21 protein-coding genes and 3 tRNA genes are annotated in these 23,295 nt (G+C 65.7%); 6 read left to right on the top strand and 18 right to left on the bottom strand.

From position 1 onward, the window contains the following. Positions 1–3: 3 nt before the first annotated feature. Positions 4–1,335 (top strand): deoxyguanosinetriphosphate triphosphohydrolase, encoded by a 1,332-nt coding sequence (locus tag QE393_RS05170; RefSeq protein ID WP_273809288.1) that lies wholly within the window; start codon positions 4–6, stop codon positions 1,333–1,335. Between the two features lie 11 nt (positions 1,336–1,346). Then, on the top strand, positions 1,347–3,968 hold the full coding sequence (locus tag QE393_RS05165) for a ligase-associated DNA damage response DEXH box helicase (protein WP_310042401.1): 2,622 nt from the start codon (positions 1,347–1,349) through the stop codon (positions 3,966–3,968). Here the strand turns inward: QE393_RS05165 and QE393_RS05160 are convergent. Together QE393_RS05160 and QE393_RS05155 are read right to left on the bottom strand one after the other, a co-directional pair. After that, positions 3,922–4,773, bottom strand: coding sequence for a S1 RNA-binding domain-containing protein (locus QE393_RS05160; RefSeq protein ID WP_273809286.1), 852 nt, complete (start codon positions 4,771–4,773; stop codon positions 3,922–3,924). The genes QE393_RS05165 and QE393_RS05160 overlap by 47 nt on opposite strands. A 328-nt stretch (positions 4,774–5,101) precedes the next feature. Beyond that, the gene (locus QE393_RS05155; RefSeq protein ID WP_273809285.1) at positions 5,102–5,371 is read right to left on the bottom strand and encodes a hypothetical protein; all 270 of its coding nucleotides are present in this window, start codon (positions 5,369–5,371) and stop codon (positions 5,102–5,104) included. A 716-nt stretch (positions 5,372–6,087) separates the two neighbouring features. On the opposite strand from QE393_RS05155, the gene QE393_RS05150 reads away from it, so the two are divergent. From QE393_RS05150 to dacB, 4 genes are all read left to right on the top strand, one after another. Next, entirely contained in the window at positions 6,088–6,297 is a 210-nt protein-coding gene (locus QE393_RS05150) for a cold-shock protein (protein ID WP_007159089.1), read from the top strand. Between the two features lie 106 nt (positions 6,298–6,403). After that, positions 6,404–7,060 (top strand): hypothetical protein, encoded by a 657-nt coding sequence (locus QE393_RS05145; RefSeq protein WP_310042400.1) that lies wholly within the window; start codon positions 6,404–6,406, stop codon positions 7,058–7,060. Between the two features lie 26 nt (positions 7,061–7,086). Continuing rightward, positions 7,087–7,236: a hypothetical protein gene (locus QE393_RS05140; RefSeq protein ID WP_017639713.1), complete on the top strand. Its 150-nt coding sequence runs from the start codon at positions 7,087–7,089 to the stop codon at positions 7,234–7,236. Positions 7,237–7,403: 167 nt separating this feature from the next. Continuing rightward, on the top strand, positions 7,404–8,867 hold the full coding sequence (gene dacB, locus QE393_RS05135) for a D-alanyl-D-alanine carboxypeptidase/D-alanyl-D-alanine-endopeptidase (RefSeq protein ID WP_310042398.1): 1,464 nt from the start codon (positions 7,404–7,406) through the stop codon (positions 8,865–8,867). A gap of 157 nt (positions 8,868–9,024) precedes the next feature. Here the strand turns inward: dacB and QE393_RS05130 are convergent, their stop codons facing one another. From QE393_RS05130 to astE, 16 genes are all read right to left on the bottom strand, one after another. Continuing rightward, entirely contained in the window at positions 9,025–9,183 is a 159-nt protein-coding gene (locus tag QE393_RS05130; protein ID WP_007159093.1) for a DUF3309 family protein, read from the bottom strand. Between the two features lie 204 nt (positions 9,184–9,387). Then, on the bottom strand, positions 9,388–11,043 hold the full coding sequence (locus QE393_RS05125; protein ID WP_310042395.1) for a cation acetate symporter: 1,656 nt from the start codon (positions 11,041–11,043) through the stop codon (positions 9,388–9,390). After that, positions 11,040–11,351 (bottom strand): DUF485 domain-containing protein, encoded by a 312-nt coding sequence (locus tag QE393_RS05120; protein WP_133859542.1) that lies wholly within the window; start codon positions 11,349–11,351, stop codon positions 11,040–11,042. The genes QE393_RS05125 and QE393_RS05120 overlap by 4 nt, the downstream gene beginning before the upstream one ends. A 96-nt stretch (positions 11,352–11,447) precedes the next feature. Next, positions 11,448–12,350 carry an HlyD family secretion protein gene (locus QE393_RS05115; protein ID WP_310042393.1) on the bottom strand — a complete coding sequence of 301 codons (903 nt, stop codon included), beginning with the start codon at positions 12,348–12,350 and terminating at the stop codon, positions 11,448–11,450. 28 nt (positions 12,351–12,378) lie between these two features. Then, positions 12,379–12,582 (bottom strand): DUF1656 domain-containing protein, encoded by a 204-nt coding sequence (locus tag QE393_RS05110; protein WP_042135685.1) that lies wholly within the window; start codon positions 12,580–12,582, stop codon positions 12,379–12,381. After that, the gene (locus QE393_RS05105) at positions 12,569–14,572 is read right to left on the bottom strand and encodes an FUSC family protein (protein ID WP_310042391.1); all 2,004 of its coding nucleotides are present in this window, start codon (positions 14,570–14,572) and stop codon (positions 12,569–12,571) included. Before QE393_RS05105 ends, QE393_RS05110 begins: the two co-directional genes overlap by 14 nt. A 153-nt stretch (positions 14,573–14,725) precedes the next feature. Further along, entirely contained in the window at positions 14,726–15,724 is a 999-nt protein-coding gene (locus QE393_RS05100) for a tRNA-dihydrouridine synthase (protein ID WP_310042387.1), read from the bottom strand. A gap of 2 nt (positions 15,725–15,726) precedes the next feature. Then, on the bottom strand, positions 15,727–16,167 hold the full coding sequence (locus tag QE393_RS05095) for a thioesterase family protein (RefSeq protein ID WP_310042385.1): 441 nt from the start codon (positions 16,165–16,167) through the stop codon (positions 15,727–15,729). Positions 16,168–16,309: 142 nt separating this feature from the next. Further along, positions 16,310–16,386: transfer RNA gene (locus QE393_RS05090), tRNA-Arg, on the bottom strand. 60 nt (positions 16,387–16,446) lie between these two features. Next, positions 16,447–16,523 (bottom strand) — tRNA-Arg (locus QE393_RS05085). Between the two features lie 106 nt (positions 16,524–16,629). After that, a tRNA-Ser gene (locus tag QE393_RS05080) sits at positions 16,630–16,720 on the bottom strand. Between the two features lie 61 nt (positions 16,721–16,781). Next, complete coding sequence (csrA, locus tag QE393_RS05075; RefSeq protein ID WP_007159101.1) at positions 16,782–16,967, bottom strand: carbon storage regulator CsrA; 186 nt, start codon at positions 16,965–16,967, stop codon at positions 16,782–16,784. A 155-nt stretch (positions 16,968–17,122) separates the two neighbouring features. After that, positions 17,123–18,358: an aspartate kinase gene (locus QE393_RS05070; RefSeq protein ID WP_273809275.1), complete on the bottom strand. Its 1,236-nt coding sequence runs from the start codon at positions 18,356–18,358 to the stop codon at positions 17,123–17,125. 84 nt (positions 18,359–18,442) lie between these two features. Beyond that, positions 18,443–21,067, bottom strand: coding sequence for an alanine--tRNA ligase (gene alaS, locus QE393_RS05065; protein WP_310042381.1), 2,625 nt, complete (start codon positions 21,065–21,067; stop codon positions 18,443–18,445). Positions 21,068–21,252: 185 nt separating this feature from the next. Beyond that, on the bottom strand, positions 21,253–22,251 hold the full coding sequence (gene ltaE, locus QE393_RS05060) for a low-specificity L-threonine aldolase (RefSeq protein ID WP_310042379.1): 999 nt from the start codon (positions 22,249–22,251) through the stop codon (positions 21,253–21,255). An 11-nt stretch (positions 22,252–22,262) separates the two neighbouring features. Further along, entirely contained in the window at positions 22,263–23,270 is a 1,008-nt protein-coding gene (gene astE / locus QE393_RS05055) for a succinylglutamate desuccinylase (protein ID WP_133859551.1), read from the bottom strand. Positions 23,271–23,295: the final 25 nt, after the last annotated feature.

Here is a 23,295-nt window from a genome sequence, read left to right as displayed (position 1 = left end):
GCCTTGGACTGGCAGACACTTCTTATCCGCGAACGGCTGGGCAAACCCCTGCACAGCCCGGATGAACTGGGGCGCAGCCCCTTTCACAAGGACCACGACCGCATCATCTTTTCCGGCGCCTTCCGCCGGCTGGGGCGCAAGACCCAGGTTCACCCGGTCACCAGCAACGATCACATCCACACCCGCCTGACCCACAGCCTGGAAGTCAGCTGCGTCGGGCGCTCCCTGGGCATGCGCGTGGGCGAGAGCCTGAGAGGCGCCCTGCCCGACTGGTGCGACCCGAGCGATCTCGGCATGGTGGTGCAGTCGGCCTGCCTCGCCCATGACATCGGCAATCCGCCCTTCGGCCACTCCGGCGAAGACGCCATCCGCTACTGGTTCACCCAGGCCGCCGGCCGTGGCTGGCTGGACGACATGAGCGAGTCGGAGCGCCAAGACTTCCTGCACTTCGAGGGCAACGCCCAGGGTTTCCGGGTGCTGACCCAGCTCGAATACCACCAGTTCGACGGCGGCACCCGCCTGACCTACGCTACCCTCGGCACCTATCTCAAGTATCCCTGGACCTCGCGCTATGCCGCAGCGCCTGGGTACAAGAAGCACAAGTTCGGCTGCTACCAGAGCGAGCTGCCGCTGCTGGAACAGATCGCTGAGAAACTCGAACTGCCGCTGCTGGGCCCGGAGCGCTGGGCACGGCATCCGCTGGTCTACCTGATGGAGGCCGCGGACGACATCTGCTACGGGCTGATCGATCTGGAAGACGGCCTGGAGATGGAGCTGCTGGACTATGCCGAGGTCGAGGCGCTGCTGCTGGGCCTGGTCGGTGACGACCTGCCGGAAACCTATCGGCAACTCGGCCCCAAGGATTCGCGGCGGCGCAAGCTGGCCATCCTGCGCGGCAAGGCCATCGAACACCTGACCAACGCCACCGCCCGCGCCTTCGTCGAGCAGCAGGACGCCCTGCTCGCCGGCACCCTGGGCGACGATCTGGTCGAACACATGGCCGGCCCGGCCAAGCTCTGCGTGCAGCGCGCCAAGGCGCTGGCCCGGGAAAAGATCTTCCACGACAAGCGCAAGACGCTGCACGAGATCGGCGCCTACACCACCCTGGAAATCCTGCTCAACGCCTTCTGTGGCGCCGCCCTGGAGCAGCATCGCGGGCGCGAGCCGTCGTTCAAGAGCCGCCGCATCCTCGACCTGCTGGGCAACAGCGCGCCCGATCCTTCCTGGACCCTGCACCAGGCCTTCATGCGGGTGATCGATTTCATCGCCGGCATGACCGACAGCTACGCCACCGCCATGGCGGCCGAGATGACCGGGCGTTCGAACCCAGTCTAAGGAGCGCCACGATGGCCACCGCACCCCGCACGCGCAAGGGCCCTGGCAGTCGCTGGCTGGCCACCCAGGGCTGGAAGGCCTTCCCCTTCCAGCGCGAGGTGGCCAAGGCCATCGCCGCCGGGGAGTCCGGCCTGCTGCACGCCACCACCGGCTCGGGCAAGACCTACGCGGTCTGGCTAGCCGCCCTGGATGCCTTCGTCGCACCCAGGCCGATCACCGCCAAGGGCCTGCCCAGCAAGCGCAAACAGGCGCCACCGCCGCTCACCGTGCTCTGGCTGACGCCCATGCGCGCCCTGGCGGCAGACACCCTGCGCGCCCTGGAGCGGCCGGTGCTCGACGAAGAACTGGAGTGGACCATGGGCCTGCGCACCGGAGATACCGGCAGCAGCGAGCGCGCCCGGCAGAATCGCCGCCTGCCGACGGCCCTGGTGACCACGCCGGAGAGCCTGTCGCTGTTGCTGTCCCGGGAGGACGCCCGGGAAGCCCTGGGCCAGATTCGCCTGGTGGTCATCGATGAATGGCACGAATTGCTCGGCAACAAGCGCGGCACCCAGACGCAACTCGCCCTGGCCCGCCTGCGGCGCTGGAATCCCGGGCTGCAGACCTGGGGCCTGTCGGCCACCCTCGGCAATCAGGCCCATGCGCTGGACGTACTGCTGGCCGGTGCCCCAGGCCAGCTTGTCCAGGGTCGTCAGGACAAGCGCCTGCAGGTGGACACCCTGCTGCCCGAAGGCGGCGTCGAACGCTTCGCCTGGGCCGGGCACCTGGGCATGCGGCTGCTGCAGCAGGTGATCCGCGAACTGGAAGACAGCCCCACCACCCTGGTCTTCACCAACACCCGCGCCCAGACCGAACTCTGGTACCAGGCCCTGTTGCAGGCGCGCCCCGACTGGGCCGGCCTGATCGCCCTGCACCATGGCTCCATCGAGAAGCAGGCGCGCGAGTGGGTGGAGGCCGGTCTCAAGAATGGCCAGCTCAAGGCGGTGATCTGCACCTCCAGCCTCGACCTCGGGGTGGATTTCCTGCCGGTGGAGCGGGTGCTGCAGATCGGCTCGCCCAAGAGCATCGCCCGCCTGCTGCAACGCGCCGGCCGCAGTGGTCACGCCCCGGGCCGGGCCTCGCGGGCGACCCTGGTGCCCACCTACAGCCTCGACCTGCTGGATGCGGCGGCCACTCGCCGCGCGATCACCGCGGGCGAGATCGAGGCGCGCACCTCCCCGGTCAAGCCCCTGGACGTCCTGGTGCAGCATCTGGTGACCGTCGCCCTGGGCGGCGGCTTCGAACCGGACGACCTGCTACCGGAGATCCGCAGCGCCTGGGCCTATCGCCACCTCAGCGAAGGCGAATGGATCTGGGCGCTGGCCTTCGTTCGCAACGGGGGCGCCTCGCTGTCGGCCTATCCGGACTATCGCCGTGCCGAGCCCGATGCCGAGGGCATCTGGCGGGTGCCCGACAAGCAACTGGCCAAGCGGCATCGGCTGGGCATCGGCACCATCGTCAGCGAGACCAGCCTCAATGTGCAGTTCTGGTCCAAGGGCGGCGGTGGCAATCGCCTGGGCAACATCGAGGAAGGCTTCATCGCCCGGCTGCGACCCGGCGACCACTTTCTCTTCGCCGGTCGTACCCTGGAACTGGTACGGGTGGAAAATATGACGGTGTACGTGCGCCGTGCCAGCGGGCGCAAGGCCGCCATCCCGCGCTGGAGCGGCAGTCGCATGCCCCTCTCGGACACCCTCGCCCAGCACGTGCTGGCCCTGCTCGAAGAGGCGGAGGCCCAACGTTACGAAAGCCCGGAAATGCGCCTGCTGCAACCGTTGCTGGATGTACAGCGGCAGTGGTCGGCACTGCCCAGCGCCCATTACCTGCTCGCGGAAACCCTGGAATCCCGCGAAGGCTCCCACCTGTTCCTCTATCCCTTCGCCGGCCGCCATGCCCATCTGGGGCTGGCCAGCCTGCTGGCCTGGCGCCTGGCGCAGAGGCGACCCTGCACCTTTTCCATCGCCGTCAACGACTACGGCCTGGAACTGGTCTCGCCGGTCAGCCTGGACTGGCAGGAACTGCTTGATGCCAGCCTCTTCACCACCGACAACCTGGTCAACGATACCCTCGCCAGTCTCAACGCCGCCGAACTCGCCCAGCGTCGGTTTCGCGAGATCGCCCGCATCTCGGGGCTGATCTTTTCCGGCTATCCGGGGGCGCACAAGAGCAACCGCCAGCTGCAGGCCAGTAGTAGCCTCTTCTATCAGGTCTTTCGCCAATACGACCCGGACAACCTGCTGCTCGGCCAGGCCCAGGCCGAAGTCCTGCGCCAGGAACTCGATGCCGATCGCCTGCAGCAGACCCTGACGCGGACCGGTGCCCTGCCCCTGCGCCTGGTGAACCTGGACCACCCCTCGCCCTTCGCGCTGCCACTCATGGTCGAGCGGTTGCGCGAGAGTCTGAGTTCGGAAAAGCTGGCCGACCGCATCACCCGCCTGGTCGGCGATCTGGAACGCGAAGCCGGGCCGGACGAGCGAGCACGCGCCTTCGACCCCGAATCCCTGGTCCAACCCAGCCATGACAGCGATCTGACGCCCCGCCGTGGCGCTACTGCGCGGCGTCCTCGCGTACAGAAATCCGGTCGTCCTCGATAACGATCCGGCCCTGGCGGTAAAGATGGCCGATGGCCTTCTTGAAGTTGCCCTTGCTGACACCGAACAGCTGGTGGATCAGGGCTGGCGGACTGCTGTCGCTGAGCTCCAGCACCCCGCCGCGCGCCTTGGCCAGGGCGATGATCTGCTCGGCGAGATCGACGCCCGCCGCGGCTCCCTGGGCCTGCAGGGTCAGGCTGATCTTGCCGTCCGCTCGGATCTCGCGAATGAAGCCGCGCTCACGTTGTCCCAGGCGCAGCGGCTTGAAGGCCTCGTTGCGATGCACCAGGCCCCAGTGCTTGTTGTCGACGATCACCTTGTAGCCAAGGTCGGTCTGCTCGACGACCAGCAGCGGCACCGGCTGGCCGACCTTGTAGCGCGGCGGATCGCGATCCAGGTAGCGATCCAGGCGTGCGGTGGCGACGATCCGCCGGGTGCGGGCGTCCAGGTGCACGTGTACCACGCAATGGTCGCCCACCTGCAGCGGACGCTTCTCTTCCGAGTGCGGCAGCAGCAGATCCTTGGGCAGGCCCCAGTCGAGGAAGATCCCCACCCGGCCGACTTCCACCACACGCAGGCTGGCGAAGCCGCCGACCTGCACCTTCGGCTTCTCGGTGGTGGCGATCAGGCGGTCTTCGCTGTCCAGATAGAGGAAGACGTTGAGCCAGTCGCCTTCGGCGCAGGGTTCGTCCCGCGGCGCATAGCGACGCGGCAGCAGCACCTCGCCGTCGTTGCCGGCATCCAGGAACAGACCAATGGGGGTGTTGCGCAAAATCTGCAAGCTGTTGAAGCGACCCAGCAAGGCCATGAACGGAGACTCCTGTAGAAAGCGGTCCATTTTACCGCGATCATCAAGCCTGCTGCTTGATCGCTGGCCTGCCTCGTCGAAAAGGTCGCTCGGCGTCACGTGCAGCGTGAGATGGAGGCACGGCGGGGCTCGTGCGACGAACCTCGACCTGAGCCGACTCGAGCCCTGCATGGCTCGGTGCCATGAGTTGCCGAAGACGCATCCGTAGGGCCGGAGCATCATGTCATTAGTGGCTGCTTGCGGCTTGCAACCGTTGGCTGAAGGGCAGCCGCCCGCGCGCGCGAGGCACGCACCCACTGCTTCGGATCGAATCCAGTGACCGCCTGACTCAGGCGGTCAGGCAGTCAGCTGCGAGTGGAATCTCTATGAAGAGGCCAACCGTATCAGCCTCGACGCGCATCGCCGCCACGACCGTATTCAACAGGAACGGATTGGTAGCCTGCTCGTTGGTCACTATGCGCTGGGTCAGCTTGATCGCCTGGTGGGCGTGGTAAACCGCTATCAGTATCTCATCGAGGTTCAGGCGACGAAGCTCGACGCGGTATCCGGCGAGGCCATGGCCCAGTGCGCGTCCTGCGCTTTCCAGTCCGTTCTTCACAGTAGATCCTTGGACCCTTGCGGTCCGGGGTAATGATTCGAGCGAAATAATAGCACCTAGCCACCATTCAAATTGAGCAGGTCATCACCGTTTCGACACCACTGGCCTATGAGATCCGCCACGCCAGGCCAAACCCTCGCCCACAACGGCTTGGCATCGCTCAGGCCGCCCAGGTGCTGCCCTCCCGGTCACGGAATAGCTCTGCCTGGACGCCAACGGGTGACGTGTCGACGCTCAGGACCAGGGTACCGATCGGCAACGAGGCTCAAAGGAGCATGCAGGGGGTGCACAGGCTCCTGAAAAACCTGCAGAACCATGAGGTGCGCACGACCGCTTGCCAAACTCGACGTACTGCCCAGCGTCGCGCTCCCTGGCACCCTCCGGTCGGGAAACGATTCAGCACGGATCGCTGCCAGCAGTCGACTGGGCCAGGCCGAGTACAGCGCTCGGCGCTCCCTCCTCCAACAGTCGTTTACCTGCTCCAGCTACCGCTTCGACCATGGTCGCTAAAGTCAACATCGAGCTGCTCAAAGGTCTTGTTTTGCGCAAGCCAGTCTGAGACCATCCATCGCTGTCAGGTGAGGCTGTCTCTACAAAGCGGCTCACCTGTCGAGAACCTGGAGTACATCAGGGCCAGCTTTCGCGGCATGGGTTTCTCCTCGTTTCAAAACTGTCGTCCTTCGGACAACAACGTCATCTTATTCAAGGAGAAATCCATGTCTACTCGCCAAACTGGCACCGTCAAGTGGTTCAACGACGAGAAAGGCTTCGGCTTCATCACCCCCCAGAGCGGCCCGGACGTGTTCGTTCACTACCGTTCCATTCAGGGTAACGGCTTCAAGAGCCTGCAAGAAGGCCAGGCTGTTTCCTTCCTGGTCGTGCAAGGCCAGAAAGGCCTGCAGGCCGATGAGGTGCAGGTGATCTAATCACCCGCCTTCTCGAAAAAGCCCAACCCCCGGTTGGGCTTTTTTTTGCGCGGACGTTGGCACCTGCCAGCTTTCGCTATCGCCACTTAGGGATGAGGTGCGTTTCATGAAGACTCTCGCTGCCCTGCTCTGCCTGCTTCTGCTCGCCGGTTGCGCCGCCTTTCCCGGTGACGAACTCTCTTCCCAGCCATTCCGCGCGCCCCTGAACGCGCCACCACAGCGCCCCAATGTGCTGGTGGAATTCAATTTCTATCGTGGCACCGTCGAGGACGCCAAGGACGCGACGTCGATCGCCGTCGCCCGCGAAGGCCTGAAGCCCCGGCTGCGCGAGATCCTGGCAGGCTCCAGGCTGTTCGACCGCATCACCCTGGTGCCGGAACCCGGCAGACCCGATGACGCCCTGCTGCGCCTCAAGCTCTACAACAGCACCTCCTACGCCGCAGCCATCGCCAGTGGCCTGATCACCGGTGCCACCTTCTTTCTCGTCCCGGGTACCGCCAAGGACGACTATGTGCTGACCGCCGAATGGATCGCGCCGGGAAGCGGACCGTCCACCCGCGTGCGCAACGCCAGCTCGGTGCGCACCTGGATGGGGGTATGGTTTTTGCCCCTGGCCCCCAGCCATCAGGCCGGGGCCTCCATCGAGGAAACCTTCGCCCGCCAGGTCAACGATGCCCTGCGCCAGCTGCAGAACGCCGGCGTGTTCGCTGACCACTCCTCGCCCCAGGGGAACGGCGAAACGCCTGCACCGGTCACACCTTGACCGGCAATCACGTAGACGAGGATCCCATGGCCGAAGAAAAGCGCAAAGCCGACGAACGCGAACTGCCCAAGGACGAAAAGCCCCTGCGCACCGAGCACGCCAAGACCGACGACGGGCGCGATCCGCCTTCGCCAAATAGTCCGGACCGTACCAAGGACGCCACCGGCTACAACTGATCCCGCCCTTTCCAGCAACGACCGCCTCGGCGGTCGTTTCTTTATCCGCGCCCTGCCCCTTGGGTTGGCTCGTTCCTCCCTCCTTACTGCATAATGCCCACACTCCGACGTCTATCGGCCCCTTTTCTCTTCAACTAGGCCGATACCCTGCCAAGGTGTGTGTCCCGATGCGAAAGACCTTCCGATCTCTGGGCCTGCTGCTGAGCTGCTGCGCCCTGGGCTTTTCCCTGCCCGTCAGTGCCGATACCTCCTACCTGCCGCCGCGAATCGAAAAGGCGATGCAGACCAACAAGATTCCCGGCAGCGACCTGTCGCTGGTGATGCTGCCCCTCGATGGCCCGGGCGAGAACGACTACTACAATGCCGACGTCTCGGTGAATCCGGCTTCGACCATGAAGCTGATCACCACCTTTGCCGCCCTGGAACTGCTGGGCCCCACCTATCAGTGGAAGACCGAGTTCTATACCGACGGCACGCTCAAGGACGGCATCCTCAACGGCAACCTCTACCTCAAGGGTGGCGGCGATCCCAAGCTGAACATGGAGCGGCTATGGCTGCTCATGCGTGATCTGCGCGCCAATGGCGTGCTGGAAGTCACCGGTGACCTGGTGCTGGATCGCGGTCGCTTCGTGAAGCCCAATCTGCCGGCCTTCAACGACGATGGCGAAGACGAGAACAAGACCTTCCTGGTCGGTCCGGACTCGCTGCTGGTCAATCTCAAGTCGGTGCGCATGGTGGTCCGCTCGGCCGATGGCCGGGTCAGCGTCTCCATGGATCCGCCGCTGACCAACGTCAACATCGACAACCAGATGCGCGCCACCGGCAAGAGCGGTTGCCCGGCCTGGCCCGAGGTGCGCTTCAATCCGGTGCCCCAGGCCGATGGCAGTACCAGCCTCATCGTCAGCGGCCAGTTGCCGGACGGTTGCAACGCCCAGAGCTATCTGTCGCTGCTCGACCACCCGGCCTATACCGCCGGCGCGGTGCGGGCCATCTGGCAGGAACTGGGCGGCAGCATCAAGGGCCGTACCCGCGAGGGCAGCGTGCCGCGCAATGCCGAGCTGCTCGCCCGAGCCTTCTCGCCCGATGTGGTGGAGATCATTCGCGACATCAACAAGTACAGCAACAACACCATGGCCCAGCAGCTGTTCCTCTCCATAGGGGCGCAATTCCGCACCTCGGCGGATGCCGACGACAGCAAGGCGGCGCTGCGGGTCATCCGCTCGTGGCTGGCGCGCAAGGGCATCAATGCCAGTCACCTGATCATGGAGAACGGCTCCGGGCTGTCCCGGACCGAGCGAGTCAGTGCCCGGGAGATGGCGGAGATCCTGCGCGCCGCCTGGCAGAGTCCCTATGGCCCGGAGTTCATCTCTTCGCTACCGCTGGCCGGCATGGACGGCACCCTGCGCAAGCGCATGAAGAATTCGCCGCTGACCGGCCAGGCCCACATGAAGACCGGCACCCTGAACAACGTACGGGCCCTGGCGGGCTTCGTCCGGGACGCCAACGCGCGCAACTGGGTGGTGGTCGCCATCCTCAACAGCAGCCGCCCCTGGGGGGCTTCGTCGATCCTGGACGAGGTGGTGCTGGACCTCTATCAGCGCAGCCGCCAGGACGGCGCGGTCGCCAACTGACGCGCAAAACAAAACCGGCGTCTGCTCGCGCAGACGCCGGTTTTGTTTACCACACTCGGCAAGGCAGGCCGGAAAGCCGACGTTACCGCGCTGCACCGCATTGGGCAAGAACTTTGTCCTACGCACCCTTGTGGGGCATTTTCAGGCCTTGGCCAGGCTAGATCATGCCGAGCAAGAGCAGTACCAGCAGGACGACCAGGATGGCGCCCACGATACCGGACGGGCCATAGCCCCAGCTGCGCGAATGCGGGAATACCGGAAGTCCGCCGATGAGCAGGACCAGCAGCACCAGAACCAGGATGGTCGAGAGAGTCATCTGCCATTCTCCATGAAGGCCAGGGGTCGACCGTCGCCGTAACAGCTTGATACGAAGCAACGGGCCTATTCCATGGACCCGCGCCAGCGACGGAGAAATCCCCACGTCGTCAGGTAACCCTGCCTTCCACGCCGAGTCGGCGTTTTCACGCCCAAAAGAAAGCCCGGATCAGGGATCCGGGCTTGGTCTTGTCGCAGGTATCTGTCAGTGCGAGACGGCGCCGCTGGCACCCAGACCGGTCTGGGACCTCACGAACTGCGGGTAGAAGCGCGCACGCTCTTCTTCGGCAGCCGCCGACTTGTCGGTGATGGAGAAGAACCAGATACCGATGAAGGCCACCGCGATGGAGAACAGCGCCGGGTATTCATAGGGGTAGATCGGCTTGGCATGACCGAGGATGGTCACCCAGATGGTCGGGCCGAGTACCATCAGGGCTACTGCGGTGATCAAGCCGAGCCAGCCACCGATCATGGCGCCGCGAGTGGTCAGCCGCTTCCAGTACATCGAAAGCAGCAGGATGGGGAAGTTGCAGCTGGCGGCGATGGAGAACGCCAGGCCCACCATGAAGGCGATGTTCTGCTTCTCGAAGAGGATGCCGAGGGCGATGGCGACGACGCCCAGCGCCACGGTGGTCATCTTGGAGACGCGGATCTCGTCCTTCTCGTTGGCCTTGCCCTTCTTGATCACGCTGGCGTAGAGGTCATGGGAGACCGCCGAAGCACCGGCCAGGGTCAGACCGGCGACCACCGCCAGGATGGTGGCGAAGGCCACCGCCGAGATGAAGCCCAGGAAGATGCTGCCACCCACGGCGTTGGCCAGGTGCACCGCGGCCATGTTGTTGCCACCCAGCAGGGCGCCGGCGGCGTCCTTGAAGGCCGGGTTGGTGCTGACCAGCAGGATGGCGCCAAAGCCGATGATGAAGGTCAGGATGTAGAAGTAGCCGATGAAGCCGGTGGCGTAGAACACGCTCTTGCGCGCTTCCTTGGCGTCACTGACGGTGAAGAAGCGCATCAGGATGTGCGGCAGGCCGGCGGTGCCGAACATCAGCGCCAGACCCAGGGAGAAGGCCGAGATCGGATCCTTCACCAAGCCACCGGGGCTCATGATGGCTTCACCCTTGGGATGCACGGCGATGGCTTCGGCGAACAGGCGGTTAAAGTCGAAGCCGACGTGCTTCATCACCATGAAGGCCATGAAGCTGGCACCGGACAGCAGCAGCACGGCCTTGATGATCTGTACCCAGGTGGTGGCCAGCATGCCGCCGAAGAGGACGTAGAGCACCATGAGGATACCCACCAGCACCACGGCCAGGGTGTAGTCCAGGCCGAACAGCAGCTGGATCAGCTTGCCGGCACCGACCATCTGGGCGATCAGATAGAGGGCGACCACCACCAGCGAGCCGCAGGCGGACAGGGTCCGGATGTCCTTTTGCTTGAGGCGATAGGAGGCCACGTCGGCGAAGGTGTACTTGCCGAGGTTGCGCAGGCGCTCGGCGATCAGGAACAGGATGATCGGCCAGCCCACCAGGAAGCCGATGGAGTAGATCAGGCCGTCGTAGCCCGAGGTGAACACCAGCGCGGAAATACCCAGGAAGGAGGCGGCCGACATGTAGTCGCCGGCGATGGCCAGGCCGTTCTGGAACCCGGTGATGCGGCCACCGGCGGCGTAGTAGTCGGCGGCGGAGCGGTTACGCTTGGAAGCCCAGTAGGTGATGCCCAGGGTGGCGCCGACGAAGGCGACGAACATCAGGATGGCGGAGATGTTCAGCGGCTGGCGCTGGACCGCGCCGCTGATGGCATCGGCGGCCCAGAGCGAAGGCGACAGGGCCAGCAGCGCGGCGGCCAGGGAAAGACGTCTCATGGCTGCACCTCCCGGAGGATTTCCGCGTTGAGCCGATCGAATTCGCCATTGGCCCGGCGTACATAGATACCGGTCAGGACGAAGGCCGAAAGGATCAGACCGACGCCCAGGGGAATGCCCCAGGTCATGGCGGTCTCCGCATGGATACGGGTGCCGAGGACCTTGGGGGCGAAGGCGATCAGGAGGATGAAGGCGGAATAGAGTCCGAGCATGATGGCCGAAAGCGTCCAGGCGAATCGCCCGCGTTTCGCCACCAGTTCCTGGAAACGCGGACTGGCTTCAATCCGCCGGTAGGTGCTGTCATTCATTATTGTTGTTCCTTACAGCATGACGGGAGCGTCGAGCTCTACTCTAGGCCCGCCCGGTAAGGCTTCCAGACGACTTTAGTCGTACCCCTCCAGACCTCAGTAATCCCAGAGCCGACGCCAGCCCTGCAGCGGGTGGTGGCCCTCGCCATCGAGCACCGAAACGCTCGCCGTCATCCCGGCGCTGAGGTGGATATCCGCCGGTACGTCGAGCAGTTCTATGCGCACCGGAATGCGCTGTGCCAGGCGTACCCAGTTGAAGGTCGCCTCGACGTTGGCCAGCAACTGGGCATCGTTGGCCGCATTGCGATCGGTGATGCCGCTGCTGATGCTCGCCACCCGTCCCTGCAGCGGCGCTGCCTGGTTCATCAGGCGCACCCGTACCGCGGCGCCGGGATGGATATGGGGGATCTTGGTTTCCTCGAAATAGGCCATGACGTAGAAGGAACGGGTATCCACCAGCGCCATCACCGCCTGGCCGGTCTGCACAAAGTTGCCCTCGGCGAACCTGAGGTTGGTGATCCGCCCCTCCCGCGGCGCCAGCACCCGGCTGCGATCCAGGTTGATCTGGGCCAGGTTCACGTCGCTCAGGGCTTCCTGGTACTGGCTGCGGGCGACCGCCACGTTGACCTGGGCGGTCTCGCGATCCTCGGCGCTGATGGCACTGGAACCCAGCCGCTGGCGCCGCGCCGACTCGCTTTCGCGCAGGCGCAACTGCTGCTGGCGCGTCTCGGCCACCGCCTTGGCGTGGTCGAGATTGGCCTGATAGCGCTGCTGGTCGATCTGCAGGAGCAGGTCGCCGCGCTTCACCAGTTGGTTGTCCACCACCGCCAGGCGCGTCACCCAGCCCGACACGTCGGGCGCCACCACCACCACATCCGCCCGTACCCGCGCATCGCGGGTCCAGGGGGTGTAGAGATAGAAATGCCACAGCCAGGTACCGGCCAGGATGGCGAGCAGTACCACGCTCAGGGTAATCGCCACACGCAGGGTCTTGTGCATCGCCTTGGGGATCCTCTTGTCAGGGGGCTCAGGTGGCCAGGACAGCGACAAGGCCGGCCAGCCAGAGTACGAACAGCGCACAGCCGAACAGGGCGCTGTGCCACAGGTGGCGGCCGAGGCCGCTGCGCTGCAGCAGCCACAGCGACAGCGCCGTCAGCAGCAGCGCCAGCACGCCATAGACGAACAGCGGCCCCAGATAGACCCCGCCGATGGCCCATTCATGCAGATTCATCCGCGCCCTCCTCCACTACTGCCTCTAGACAACAGCTGCGCCAGGTCTGCTGGAGCTGGCCGATGGCGCCGCGCGCCAGGCGATGCGGTTCATCGTCGGGGGCCTGGCCCAGCGCCAGGCGCAGGCGCTCCGCCGCCGTATCCAGCGCGCCCGGCTGCAGGTCACCGAAGCCCACCGCCAGTTGCTCGGCGAAGCGCCCGAGAAAGGCATCCCGCGCCCGTGCCACTTCGCCCTGCGCACCTGCCAGGCAGGCACGCAGGTGCAGCAGCTCGTTGCCCAGGTCAAGCGCCAGCAGGCCCTGCTCCCAGCGGCCGCGCTCGCTGGCCGACAACTGCTCGATATGCCGCGCCAGCAGCAGCAGGCGATCCGCCATCCGCCCGCCGAACCAGGTCTCGGCATTGGCCAAGGGGACCGTGGTCAGCCGCTGCAGGTCGTAGGTGGTGGCCTCCAGGATCCGGCGACTGGTGCGCCGTGGCGTGCGCAGACTGATCAGGCGGAACATGAGCACGGCCGAACCGACGCCGATCAGCAGACTCTGCAGCTGGTTGAGCAAGGCGCCCATCTCCACCTGGCCGTGGTTGCTGGGCGAGACCAGCACCAGCAGATGGATGGCGAAGGCCGTCGCTGTCCCCACCACGCTCGGAGGCCCGGCCATCCCCAGGGCGGCAAAGAACAGCGGCACCCCCAGCACCAGGCACAGCAGCGGATAGCCGCTGATCTGCGGCAGCAGCACCTGGCTGATCAGGATGGCGACCGGCGCCGCATAGAGAATGCCCCGCAGGAAACCGAGGCCGATGGCGGCGGCGTTGTCGCGATTGGCGAACAGGCTGCAGATGACGCCGGCCATCAGCATAGCACCCGGTGCCGAGGGCCAAGCACTGGCCAGCCAGAACACCCCCACGGCCAGCAGCGCACAGGCGCTGCGCAGGCCATAGAGCAGCGCGGTCTGGACATCGCGATGGCGGGCCAGCGCCGAGGGCGCCACGGCGCTGAGCCGGGCCGTATGGACGCTGTCCAGGGCGCGACCGGCGAGCAGGATCTTGTCCAGCAGGATGGCGAAACGGGCCAGTAGGTAGCGCTGGTCGTTGTCGAGCTGCGGCGAGGTGCCGGCAGCCTCTCGCAGACGCTGCAGGAGGGCTTCCAAGGCCGGGGTCTGGGGGTCGGCCAGGGTCACCAGCAGTTCGTCGCGCCAGGGCTGCAGGACGGCCCTACGCGGCTCGTCCAGGCCACGCCACTGGCGCATGGCGCCTCGAGCGGTCCGCAACAGGCTGAGCAGGTCCCGCGACAGCAACCGCAACGCCCTGGCGCGCTGCCGGCCGCGCTGGCCTTCGAACCAGGCGTGATCGCGCTGGGCATCCACCGCCACCACCTGACCGAGCATGGCCAGCAGCCCCTGGGTGGCATCCTGAGCCTCGGCCAGTTCCGCCCGGGCGGCAGCCACGCCCTGCTCCCAGGTGCGGCGTGCCTGGACGGCCAGATTCTGCTCCACCCGTTGCGGCCAGAACAGCGCACTCACCGCCGAGGCCACGACGATACCCAGGCAGATCTCGGTACAGCGGGCCACCGCCTGGTCGAACACCGTCAGCGGATGGGCGATGGCGGGCAGGCCGATGATGGCGACCGTATAGCCGGCCAGCACGAAGCCATAGGCGACGTGATTGCGCAGCAGGGTCGAGGCCGCCGTGCACAGCGCCATCCAGCCGGCCAGCGCGAGAAGGAACAGCCAGGGCGTCTGGGCGAAGAAGCCCATCAGCACCACCGCCATGCAGGTGCCGACGAGGGTACCGAGCAGGCGGAACAATCCCTTGGCCAGCACCATGCCGGACAGCGGCTGGGAGACGATCATCACCGTCATGCAGGCCCAGACCGGTTGTTCGAGACTGAAGCGAAAGGCCAGCCAGAGCGCCAGTCCGGCGGCGAACAGGGTCTTGCCGGCAAAGAGGAGCGCCGTCGGCGTGGGAGCGAGAAAGACCGTCCAGGGTAGACGCACGTCGGCTCTTGGATTGCGGGAGATCCAGCATAGGCCGCGCGGCCCAGGCGAAGTTCCAGCGGTTATCCCGGACAAAAAAAAGGCGACCCGGGGTCGCCTGAAGTGCCTTGCGTGCTCGAGCGACGACGCTCCGTCGTCACCACTCCCTGCAGACTAGACGAGTTGCAGCCGCCGCTCTTGATCGAGATCAAGGTTTGCCGGGTTTTGTCCGGTCATGCCGAGCAAGCGGTCGATCAGGGCGCAATCGGATTCGCGCCGCACCTGGGCGAACAGGGCCGCTGCCTCGGGATAGCTGCGCGTCAGCATGCCGAGCCACTGCTTGAGGCGGCCCGGGGCATAGCGCGGCGCCAGCTTGCGTTGCGCCATGCTCCAGAAGCGCTGTACCCGCGGCAGGATCTCGACCCAGCTCTGCGGGACGGTTTCTTCTCCGCGTACGGCAGCGGCGATCTGCAGCGCCAGGTCCGGCCGCGAAACCAGACCACGCCCCAGCATGACCGAGGCCTGACCGCTGACGCTGCGACAGCGCCAGTAGTCGTCCAGGGTCCAGATCTCGCCATTGGCCAGCACTGGCACGGACACCCGGTCAGCCACCCGCGCCACCCACTCCCAGTGCGCCGGCGGACGATAGCCCTCGACCTTGGTCCGCGCATGGACCACCAGCTGCGCCGCGCCCCCCTCCGCCAGCGCCTCGGCGCAGGCCAGGGCGCTGTTCGGACTGTCGTAGCCCAGGCGCATCTTGGCGGTGACCGGAATGTGCGCCGGAACGGCCTGGCGCACGCTCTCGACGATCCGGTTGAGCAGCTCCGGCTCCTTGAGCAGCACCGCCCCGCCGCGGGACTTGTTGACGGTCTTGGCGGGGCAGCCGAAGTTCAGATCGATCACCGGGGCGCCCAGGGTGCAGGCGAAGGCCGCGTTATCGGCCAGGCAGGCCGGATCGGAGCCCAGCAGCTGCACCCGCATGGGCGTACCGGATGGCGTGCGCGCGCCCTCCTCCAGTTCCGGTGCCAGCTTGGCGAAGGCCGCCGCCGGCAGCAGGCGATCGCAGACGCGGATGAATTCGCTCACGCACCAGTCGAGTCCACCCACCTCGGTCAGCAGCTCGCGCAGGATGTCGTCGACGAGACCCTCCATGGGCGCCAGGGCGATCTCCATGGTCAGAGGTCCTCGCCGGGGAGCGCCCGGCCGTAACCGGCCAGGAATTCGGGTGGCATGCGCCTGGGCTTGCCGGAGGACAGCTCGATGCAGACGAAGGTCGTCCGGGCGCGCAGCAGGGTCACGCCATCGGCGGGGCGCTGCAGCTGGAATTGCCGGGTCATGCGCAGACGGCGGTCCCAATCCACTAGCCAGGTGCCCAGCACCAGCTCATCGTCTCGATAGCCGCTGCTGAGATAGTCGATCTCGTGGCGCACCACGGCCATGGCGCGATCCAGGCGCTGGAAGGTGGCCAGATCCAGGCCCAGGGCCGCCGAGTGCTGCCAGGCGCACTGTTCGAGCCAGCTGACGTAGACGGCGTTGTTGGCATGGCCCAGGCCGTCGATGTGCTCGGCGCCGATGCGCAGCGGCAGGAGATGGGGAGTCGGTCTGTCCCACTGCATGAAGAGACCCTCTCGCGGGCAAGGTCGAAAGACGGGAAGCCGGACCGGATACGAAACTGGTCAGGTCATCGGTCGCGGATACTGGCACGAATCCACGGACAATAAAAAAGGGCCTGCATCGCTGCAGGCCCTTCTTCATGTTTGGCGCACTCGGGAGGATTCGAACCTCCGACCGCTCGGTTCGTAGCCGAGTACTCTATCCAGCTGAGCTACGAGTGCGTTTCGGTGCGTTTAGCCAGAACACCGCTGGTACTGCTGAAGCCAGAGGCTTCGTCGATTTGGCGCACTCGGGAGGATTCGAACCTCCGACCGCTCGGTTCGTAGCCGAGTACTCTATCCAGCTGAGCTACGAGTGCGTTGAAGCTGCGTATTCTAGCTTCCGTTTCTGACGTGTCAAGCAAATTTGCTTGTTTATCAGGTACTTACCAATTGGTCAGTACAGCGGAGCCAGTTTGAAGCAAATGGCGGTGAGGGAGGGATTCGAACCCTCGACACCCTTTTGAGGTGTACTCCCTTAGCAGGGGAGCGCCTTCGGCCACTCGGCCACCTCACCGCAACGGGGCGAAACTATATCGAAGGTTTGCCCGTTTGCAAAGAGAAAAATTCAAAAAAAATCAGTGGTTTGGTTCTTGGTCCTTTTCCTTCTGGATGCGCTGGTAGATTTCCTCGCGATGAACCGCGACTTCCTTGGGCGCATTGACGCCGATGCGGACCTGGTTGCCCTTGACTCCCAGTACCGTCACGGTGACTTCATCACCCACCATCAGGGTCTCACCAACCCGACGAGTCAAAATAAGCATTCCATTCTCCTTAAGCTTTAACTCAGTCTGCACGTATGAACCGAAACGATCCCTGAATGGACCCTCTAGTCGCTATTGACCTCTGTCCATGCAAGTAAAGTTCCGTAGAACCCGCGTCGGATGAGGTCCCTGTGGCAGGGACCTCATCCGACCGGTCACTCGGCGCCGCGTGCGGGGGCGTCGAGCTCGAAGGCGGTATGCAGGGCACGGACGGCCAGTTCGAGGTATTTCTCCTCGATGACCACCGATACCTTGATCTCGGAGGTGGAGATCATCTGGATGTTGATGCTCTCCTTGGCGAGGGCTTCGAACATCTGGCTGGCCACGCCGGCATGGGATCTCATGCCCACGCCGACGATGGAGACCTTGGCGATCTTGATGTCGCCGACGGACTCCCGGGCACCGATCTCGACGCCGGTGCGCTTGAGGATCTCCAGGGCCGCCTGGTAGTCGTTGCGGTGCACGGTGAAGGTGAAGTCGGTGGTGTTATCGTGCGCGACGTTCTGCACGATCATGTCGACTTCGATGTTGGCCGCACTGATCGGGCCGAGGATCTTGAAGGCCACGCCGGGGGTATCCGGCACACCGCGAATGGTCAGCTTGGCTTCGTCACGGTTGAAGGCGATGCCGGAGATGATCGGCTGTTCCATGGATTCCTCTTCATCAAGGGTAATGAGGGTGCCCGGACCCTCCTGAAAGCTGTGCAGCACGCGCAGCGGCACGTTGTACTTGCCGGCGAACTCCACCGAACGGATCTGCAGCACCTTGGAGCCGAGGCTGGCCATTTCCAGCATTTCCTCGAAGGTGATCTTGTCCAGGCGCTGGGCCTGGGGCACCACGCGCGGATCGGTGGTGTAGACGCCGTCGACGTCGGTGTAGATCTGGCATTCGTCGGCCTTCAGCGCGGCCGCCAGGGCCACGCCGGTGGTGTCGGAGCCACCACGGCCCAGGGTGGTGATGTTGCCCTGCTCGTCGACGCCCTGGAAGCCGGCCACGACCACGACCTTGCGCGCCTTGAGGTCCGCGCGGATGCGGGCATCGTCGATCTGCTGGATGCGTGCCTTGGTGTGGGCGCTGTCGGTGAGGATGCGCACCTGGCTGCCCGTGTAGGACACCGCCTGGACGCCGCGCTTGAGCAGCGCCATGGCCAGCAGGCCGATGGTGACCTGCTCGCCGGTGGAGACCATGACATCCAGTTCGCGCGGATCGGGTTGCTCCATGATCTGCTTGGCGAGGCCGATCAGGCGATTGGTCTCGCCACTCATGGCCGACACCACCACCACGATCTGGTCGCCCGCCTCATGGAAGCGTTTCACCTTATCGGCGACCTGCTCGATACGCTCCACCGTACCCACCGAGGTACCGCCGAATTTCTGTACGATCAATGCCATTGCTTGCTGCCCGTCCGCAGAAAAATCTGATTCAAGTTGTTGAGGGAGGAAGCGGGCCGCCCTCCCCGGCGACCCGCAGCGCTCTTAGAGGCTTTCCTCGGCGTACTGGCCGGCACAGGCCAGGGCCGCTGCGAGCTGGCTGGCATCGGTGCCGCCGCCCTGGGCCATGTCCGGACGCCCGCCGCCCTTGCCACCGACCACGGCCGCGGCGCGCTTCATCAGCTCGCCGGCCTTGAGCCTGGCGGTCAGGTCGGCGGTGACGCCGGCCACCAGCACCACCTTGCCATCGGCTTCGCCACCCAGCAGGATCATGCCGCTGCCGAGCTTGTTCTTGAGCTGGTCGACCAGCGCCAGCAGCGCCTTGCCGTCGAGACCGTCGAGGCGGGCGGTGAGCACCTTGGCGCCCTTGACGTCCTGCGCCTGGTCCACCAAGTCACCGGCCGAGGCACTGGCGGCCTTGGCCTTGAGCTGCTCGATTTCCTTTTCCAGCTGACGATTGCGCTCGACCAGCGCGGCCAGCTTGTCCAGCACGTTGTCGCGACTGCCCTTGAGCAGGCTGGCGGCTTCGCGCAGCTGCTCCTCGGCGCCGTTGAGGTAGGCCAGGGCCGCGGTGCCGGTGATGGCCTCCACGCGGCGCACGCCGGAGGCCACGCCGCCTTCGCTGACCAGCTTGAGCAGGCCGATGTCGCCGGTCTGGGCGACGTGGGTGCCGCCGCACAGCTCGACGGAGAATTCACCGCCCATGCCGACCACGCGCACCACGTCGCCGTACTTCTCGCCGAACAGCGCCATGGCGCCGCGGGCCTTGGCTTCGTCGATGGCCATGACCTCGGTGGTCACCGCGCTGTTCTTGCGGATCTCTTCGTTGACGATGGTCTCGATGCGCTTGAGCTCCTCGGGCTTGATGGCCTCGAAGTGGCTGAAGTCGAATCTCAGCCGCTGGTCGTTGACCAGGGAGCCCTTCTGGTGGACGTGGTCGCCCAGCACCTGGCGCAGCGCGGCGTGCAGCAGGTGGGTACCGGAGTGGTTCAGGGCGATGCCCTGGCGGCGGCTGGCGTCGACCTGGGCCATGAGCGCGGTGCCGACGTTGAGGCTGCCCTTGGTCACCACGCCATGGTGCAGGAAGGCACCCTGGGTCTTGGTGGTGTCGCGCACGGCAAAGCCGACGCCGGCGCTTTCCAGGGTACCGGTATCACCGACCTGGCCACCGGATTCACCGTAGAACGGCGTCTGGTCGAGGATGACCACGCCCTCCTCGCCTTCGGCCAGGCTGTCCACCGGCTGACCGGCACGGTACAGGGCGACGATGGTGCCCGAGGCGCTGGTGGTGTCGTAGCCGAGGAAGCGGGTTTCGCCCTCGACCTTGACCAGGCTGTTGTAATCCACGCCAAAGGCGCTGGCGGAGCGGGCGCGCTCGCGCTGGGCCTCCATCTCGCGCTCGAAACCGGCCTCGTCGAGGTTGAGGTTGCGCTCGCGGGCGATGTCGTTGGTCAGGTCGACCGGGAAGCCGTAGGTGTCATAGAGCTTGAACACCAGGTCACCGGGGATGGTGTCGCCCTGCAGTTGCGCCAGATCCTGCTCGAGGATCTTCAGGCCCTGCTCCAGGGTCTTGGCGAACTGCTCTTCCTCGGTACGCAGCACGCGCTCGATGTGCGCCTGCTGCTGGACCAGCTCGGGATAGGCCTGGCCCATCTCGGCCACCAGGGCGGCGACGATCTTGTGGAAGAAGGTGCCCTTGGCGCCCAGCTTGTTGCCATGACGGCAAGCGCGGCGAATGATGCGACGCAGCACGTAGCCGCGGCCTTCATTGGACGGCAGCACGCCGTCGGCGATCAGGAAGCTGCAGGAGCGGATGTGGTCGGCCACCACCTTGAGCGACGGGGCGTCGTCATTGGCGCAGCCGATGGCTTCAGCCGAGGCCGCCAGCAATTGCTGGAACAGGTCGATCTCGTAGTTCGAATGCACGTGCTGCAGCACCGCGCTGACCCGCTCCAGGCCCATGCCGGTGTCGACGCTGGGCGCCGGCAGCGGATGCAGGACGCCATCGGCGGTGCGGTTGAACTGCATGAAGACGTTGTTCCAGATCTCGATGTAGCGATCGCCGTCTTCTTCCGGCGAGCCGGGCGGGCCGCCCCAGATCTCGGCACCGTGGTCGAAGAAGATCTCGGTGCAGGGACCGCAAGGACCGGTGTCGCCCATGGTCCAGAAGTTGTCGGAGGCATAGGGCGCGCCCTTGTTGTCGCCGATGCGCACCATCTGCGCCTCGGGCACTCCGACGTCCTTGGTCCAGATGTCGTAGGCCTCGTCATCGGTGGCATAGACGGTGACCCAGAGCTTTTCCCGGGGCAGACCCAGCCACTGGGGCGAGGTGAGGAACTCCCAGGCGAAGGTGATGGCGTCGCGCTTGAAGTAGTCGCCGAAGCTGAAGTTGCCCAGCATCTCGAAGAAGGTGTGGTGACGCGCCGTGTAGCCGACGTTCTCCAGGTCGTTGTGCTTGCCGCCCGCGCGCACGCACTTCTGGCTGGTGGCGGCGCGGGTGTAGCTGCGCTTTTCCATGCCGAGGAAGCAGTCCTTGAACTGGTTCATCCCGGCGTTGGTGAACAGCAGGGTCGGATCGTTCGCGGGGATCAGCGAACTGGAGGCGACCCGGGTGTGCCCCTTCTCTTCGAAGAAGCGGAGGAAGGCTTCACGGATTTCGGCGCTTTTCATATTCATTCCAGACAATGGGCTTTTCGACGCGCGTGACGGGCATCCGACTGGATCGCAGACGAGACGAACGGAGCGGGCGCCGCAGACGCGGCACGTGCGGAAAACGGACACGCATGTCTGGGAGTATATCGACGCCCGCGCCCCGGTGTCGCCCCGGTTGCGCAGGAAAAACGTCGTCGGAAGACTTAGCGGCGGCGGTAGGCGGAGAAAGCGGCGATGACCGCCTCGATATCGGCGGCGCTGACGTCCAGGTGGGTGACCAGCCGCAGGCGCGCCGCCGGACTGATGCGGATGCCGCGCTCGGCCAGGAAGGCATGCAGGGCGGGCGCCTCGTCGCCCATGGCGAGATAGACCATGTTGGTCTGCACCGGCTCCACCTGATAGCCGAGTTCGGCCAGGGCGGTGCCGAGTTGCGCCGCGTGGGCGTGATCCTCGGCCAGGCGCTCGACCTGGTGATCGAGGACATGCAGACCGGCGGCCGCGAGGATGCCGGCTTGGCGCATGCCACCGCCCACCACCTTGCGCCAGCGCCGCGCCTTGGCGATGAGCGCGGCATCGCCGCAGAGTACCGAACCCACCGGCGCGCCGAGGCCCTTGGACAGGCAGACCGACACCGAGTCGAAATGCTGGCTGATCTCGCGCACCGGTACGCCAAGTTTGACCGCGGCGTTGTAAAGCCGCGCGCCATCCAGGTGCAGGGCCAGGCCGTGCTCCCGGGTGAAGGCGCGTGCCGCCGCCAGATAGGCCAGCGGCAGGACCTTGCCGTGCATGGTGTTTTCCAGCGCCAGCAGCCGGGTGCGGGCGAAATGGAAGTCATCGGCCTTGATGTAGCTGCGCACCAGATCGAGGTCGAGACTGCCGTCGGCGGCCATCTCGATGGGCTGCGGCTGGATGGAGCCGAGCACCGCGGCGCCGCCGCCCTCGTACTTGTAGGTGTGGGCCTGCTGGCCGACCAGGTATTCGTCGCCCCGCTCGCAGTGCGCCAGCAGGCCGAGCAGGTTGCTCATGGTGCCGCTGGGCACGAAGAGTCCGGCTTCCAGACCGAGATCGCCTGCCAGACGTTGCTCCAGGCGGGTGACCGTGGGGTCTTCGCCGTAGACGTCATCGCCGAGTTCGGCGGCCAGCATGGCCTGGCGCATGGCCGGCGTGGGCTGGGTGACGGTATCGCTGCGCAGATCGATCAAGCGTTCGCTCCTTATGCCGGGACCACGATGAGTCCGGCCCGCAGGCCGACGGCGACCTTGGGATTGGGGAAGATGATGCGCGCCTCGGCCTCGTCGACGATCCAGCGCTCGCTGCCGTCTTCGGCCAGCAGCGAACCCTGGCGCAGCGGCGAGAAGTTGGCCACGTCGTCGGCCAGGTGCAACTGGAAGCGCGGACTGGACTTGTACACCTGGCGCGCCACGCGAAATCTCAGCAACGAGGAATCCGGTGGCGGCAGCTCGGCTTCGCGACCTTCGACCAGGGCTTCCAGCAGCAGGCGCAGGCGACTCAGGTCGAGTTCGCTGTTCTCGCCGAAGGGCCGTGCCTGGCCCAGCTCGAGGGTCAGGGCCTCGGCCTGGCATTCGGCGTAGGTGTAGGCGCTGAAGGTGATCCCCGGCTTGTCGTAGAGCAGCACGGCCTCGATGCCGGCCGCTTCGAGGCGCTGCAGCTCGGCTTCCGAATGCTCGCGCCCGGCGCTCCAGGGATAGAGGGCGAAGCGCGGCAGCGCCGAGGCGCGCAGCGCGGTGTGCAGGTCGTAGTGCAGGCGCGCCCGATCGGGCTTGCTGAAGAACTGCGCGGACAGGCGTTCCAGGTCGTTGGCGCGTTGCGCCTCGGAGCCTTCGGCCTGGGCATGGCGGCCGTTGAAGAGGCGATTCAGGTCCTGCTCGACATAGCGGGTGCCGCGGCGCATGGCGTCGGGATTGCCATACATGAACAGCAGGCGGCAGGCGGGGCGCAGGGCGCCGCTGGCGATGCCGCTGAGCAACGCGTCGAGCAGCTCCATGGGCGCCGTCTCGTTGCCATGGATGCCCGCGGAGAGCAGCAGGTCCATGCGGTTGTCGCGCGCCACCGGCGGGGTCACTTCCAGCACGCCTTCGGTCAGCCAGTGGAGACGGGTGCCGTCGGCAGTCAGTTGAATCTTCTCGGTCGGCTCGCGGCCGGCCAGGGTCAGGTCCAGCAGGCGGCCAAGCGCCAACCGATAACGTTCAGATGCAGCCATGCTCTACTCCGCTGAGCGACGTGTC

The organism is Pseudomonas sp. SORGH_AS_0211, from assembly GCF_031453455.1.
In the GTDB taxonomy this organism is placed as follows: domain Bacteria; phylum Pseudomonadota; class Gammaproteobacteria; order Pseudomonadales; family Pseudomonadaceae; genus Chryseomonas; species Chryseomonas aestiva.
This window is presented reverse-complemented; position numbering and strand designations above follow the sequence as displayed.

What these genes read in the sequence shown, in the direction of transcription:
- QE393_RS05125 (WP_310042395.1), bottom strand. Translation starts at nt 11,043, where the DNA reads ATGAGACGTCTTTCCCTGGCCGCCGCGCTGCTGGCCCTGTCGCCTTCG.
- csrA (WP_007159101.1), bottom strand. Translation starts at nt 16,967, where the DNA reads ATGCTTATTTTGACTCGTCGGGTTGGTGAGACCCTGATGGTGGGTGAT.
- QE393_RS05160 (WP_273809286.1), bottom strand. Translation starts at nt 4,773, where the DNA reads ATGGCCTTGCTGGGTCGCTTCAACAGCTTGCAGATTTTGCGCAACACC.
- QE393_RS05165 (WP_310042401.1), top strand. Translation starts at nt 1,347, where the DNA reads ATGGCCACCGCACCCCGCACGCGCAAGGGCCCTGGCAGTCGCTGGCTG.
- QE393_RS05110 (WP_042135685.1), bottom strand. Translation starts at nt 12,582, where the DNA reads ATGAATCTGCATGAATGGGCCATCGGCGGGGTCTATCTGGGGCCGCTG.
- QE393_RS05115 (WP_310042393.1), bottom strand. Translation starts at nt 12,350, where the DNA reads ATGCACAAGACCCTGCGTGTGGCGATTACCCTGAGCGTGGTACTGCTC.
- astE (WP_133859551.1), bottom strand. Translation starts at nt 23,270, where the DNA reads ATGGCTGCATCTGAACGTTATCGGTTGGCGCTTGGCCGCCTGCTGGAC.
- QE393_RS05130 (WP_007159093.1), bottom strand. Translation starts at nt 9,183, where the DNA reads ATGACTCTCTCGACCATCCTGGTTCTGGTGCTGCTGGTCCTGCTCATC.
- alaS (WP_310042381.1), bottom strand. Translation starts at nt 21,067, where the DNA reads ATGAAAAGCGCCGAAATCCGTGAAGCCTTCCTCCGCTTCTTCGAAGAG.
- QE393_RS05120 (WP_133859542.1), bottom strand. Translation starts at nt 11,351, where the DNA reads ATGAATGACAGCACCTACCGGCGGATTGAAGCCAGTCCGCGTTTCCAG.
- QE393_RS05150 (WP_007159089.1), top strand. Translation starts at nt 6,088, where the DNA reads ATGTCTACTCGCCAAACTGGCACCGTCAAGTGGTTCAACGACGAGAAA.
- QE393_RS05095 (WP_310042385.1), bottom strand. Translation starts at nt 16,167, where the DNA reads ATGCAGTGGGACAGACCGACTCCCCATCTCCTGCCGCTGCGCATCGGC.
- QE393_RS05100 (WP_310042387.1), bottom strand. Translation starts at nt 15,724, where the DNA reads ATGGAGATCGCCCTGGCGCCCATGGAGGGTCTCGTCGACGACATCCTG.
- QE393_RS05070 (WP_273809275.1), bottom strand. Translation starts at nt 18,358, where the DNA reads ATGGCATTGATCGTACAGAAATTCGGCGGTACCTCGGTGGGTACGGTG.
- QE393_RS05140 (WP_017639713.1), top strand. Translation starts at nt 7,087, where the DNA reads ATGGCCGAAGAAAAGCGCAAAGCCGACGAACGCGAACTGCCCAAGGAC.
- QE393_RS05145 (WP_310042400.1), top strand. Translation starts at nt 6,404, where the DNA reads ATGAAGACTCTCGCTGCCCTGCTCTGCCTGCTTCTGCTCGCCGGTTGC.
- dacB (WP_310042398.1), top strand. Translation starts at nt 7,404, where the DNA reads ATGCGAAAGACCTTCCGATCTCTGGGCCTGCTGCTGAGCTGCTGCGCC.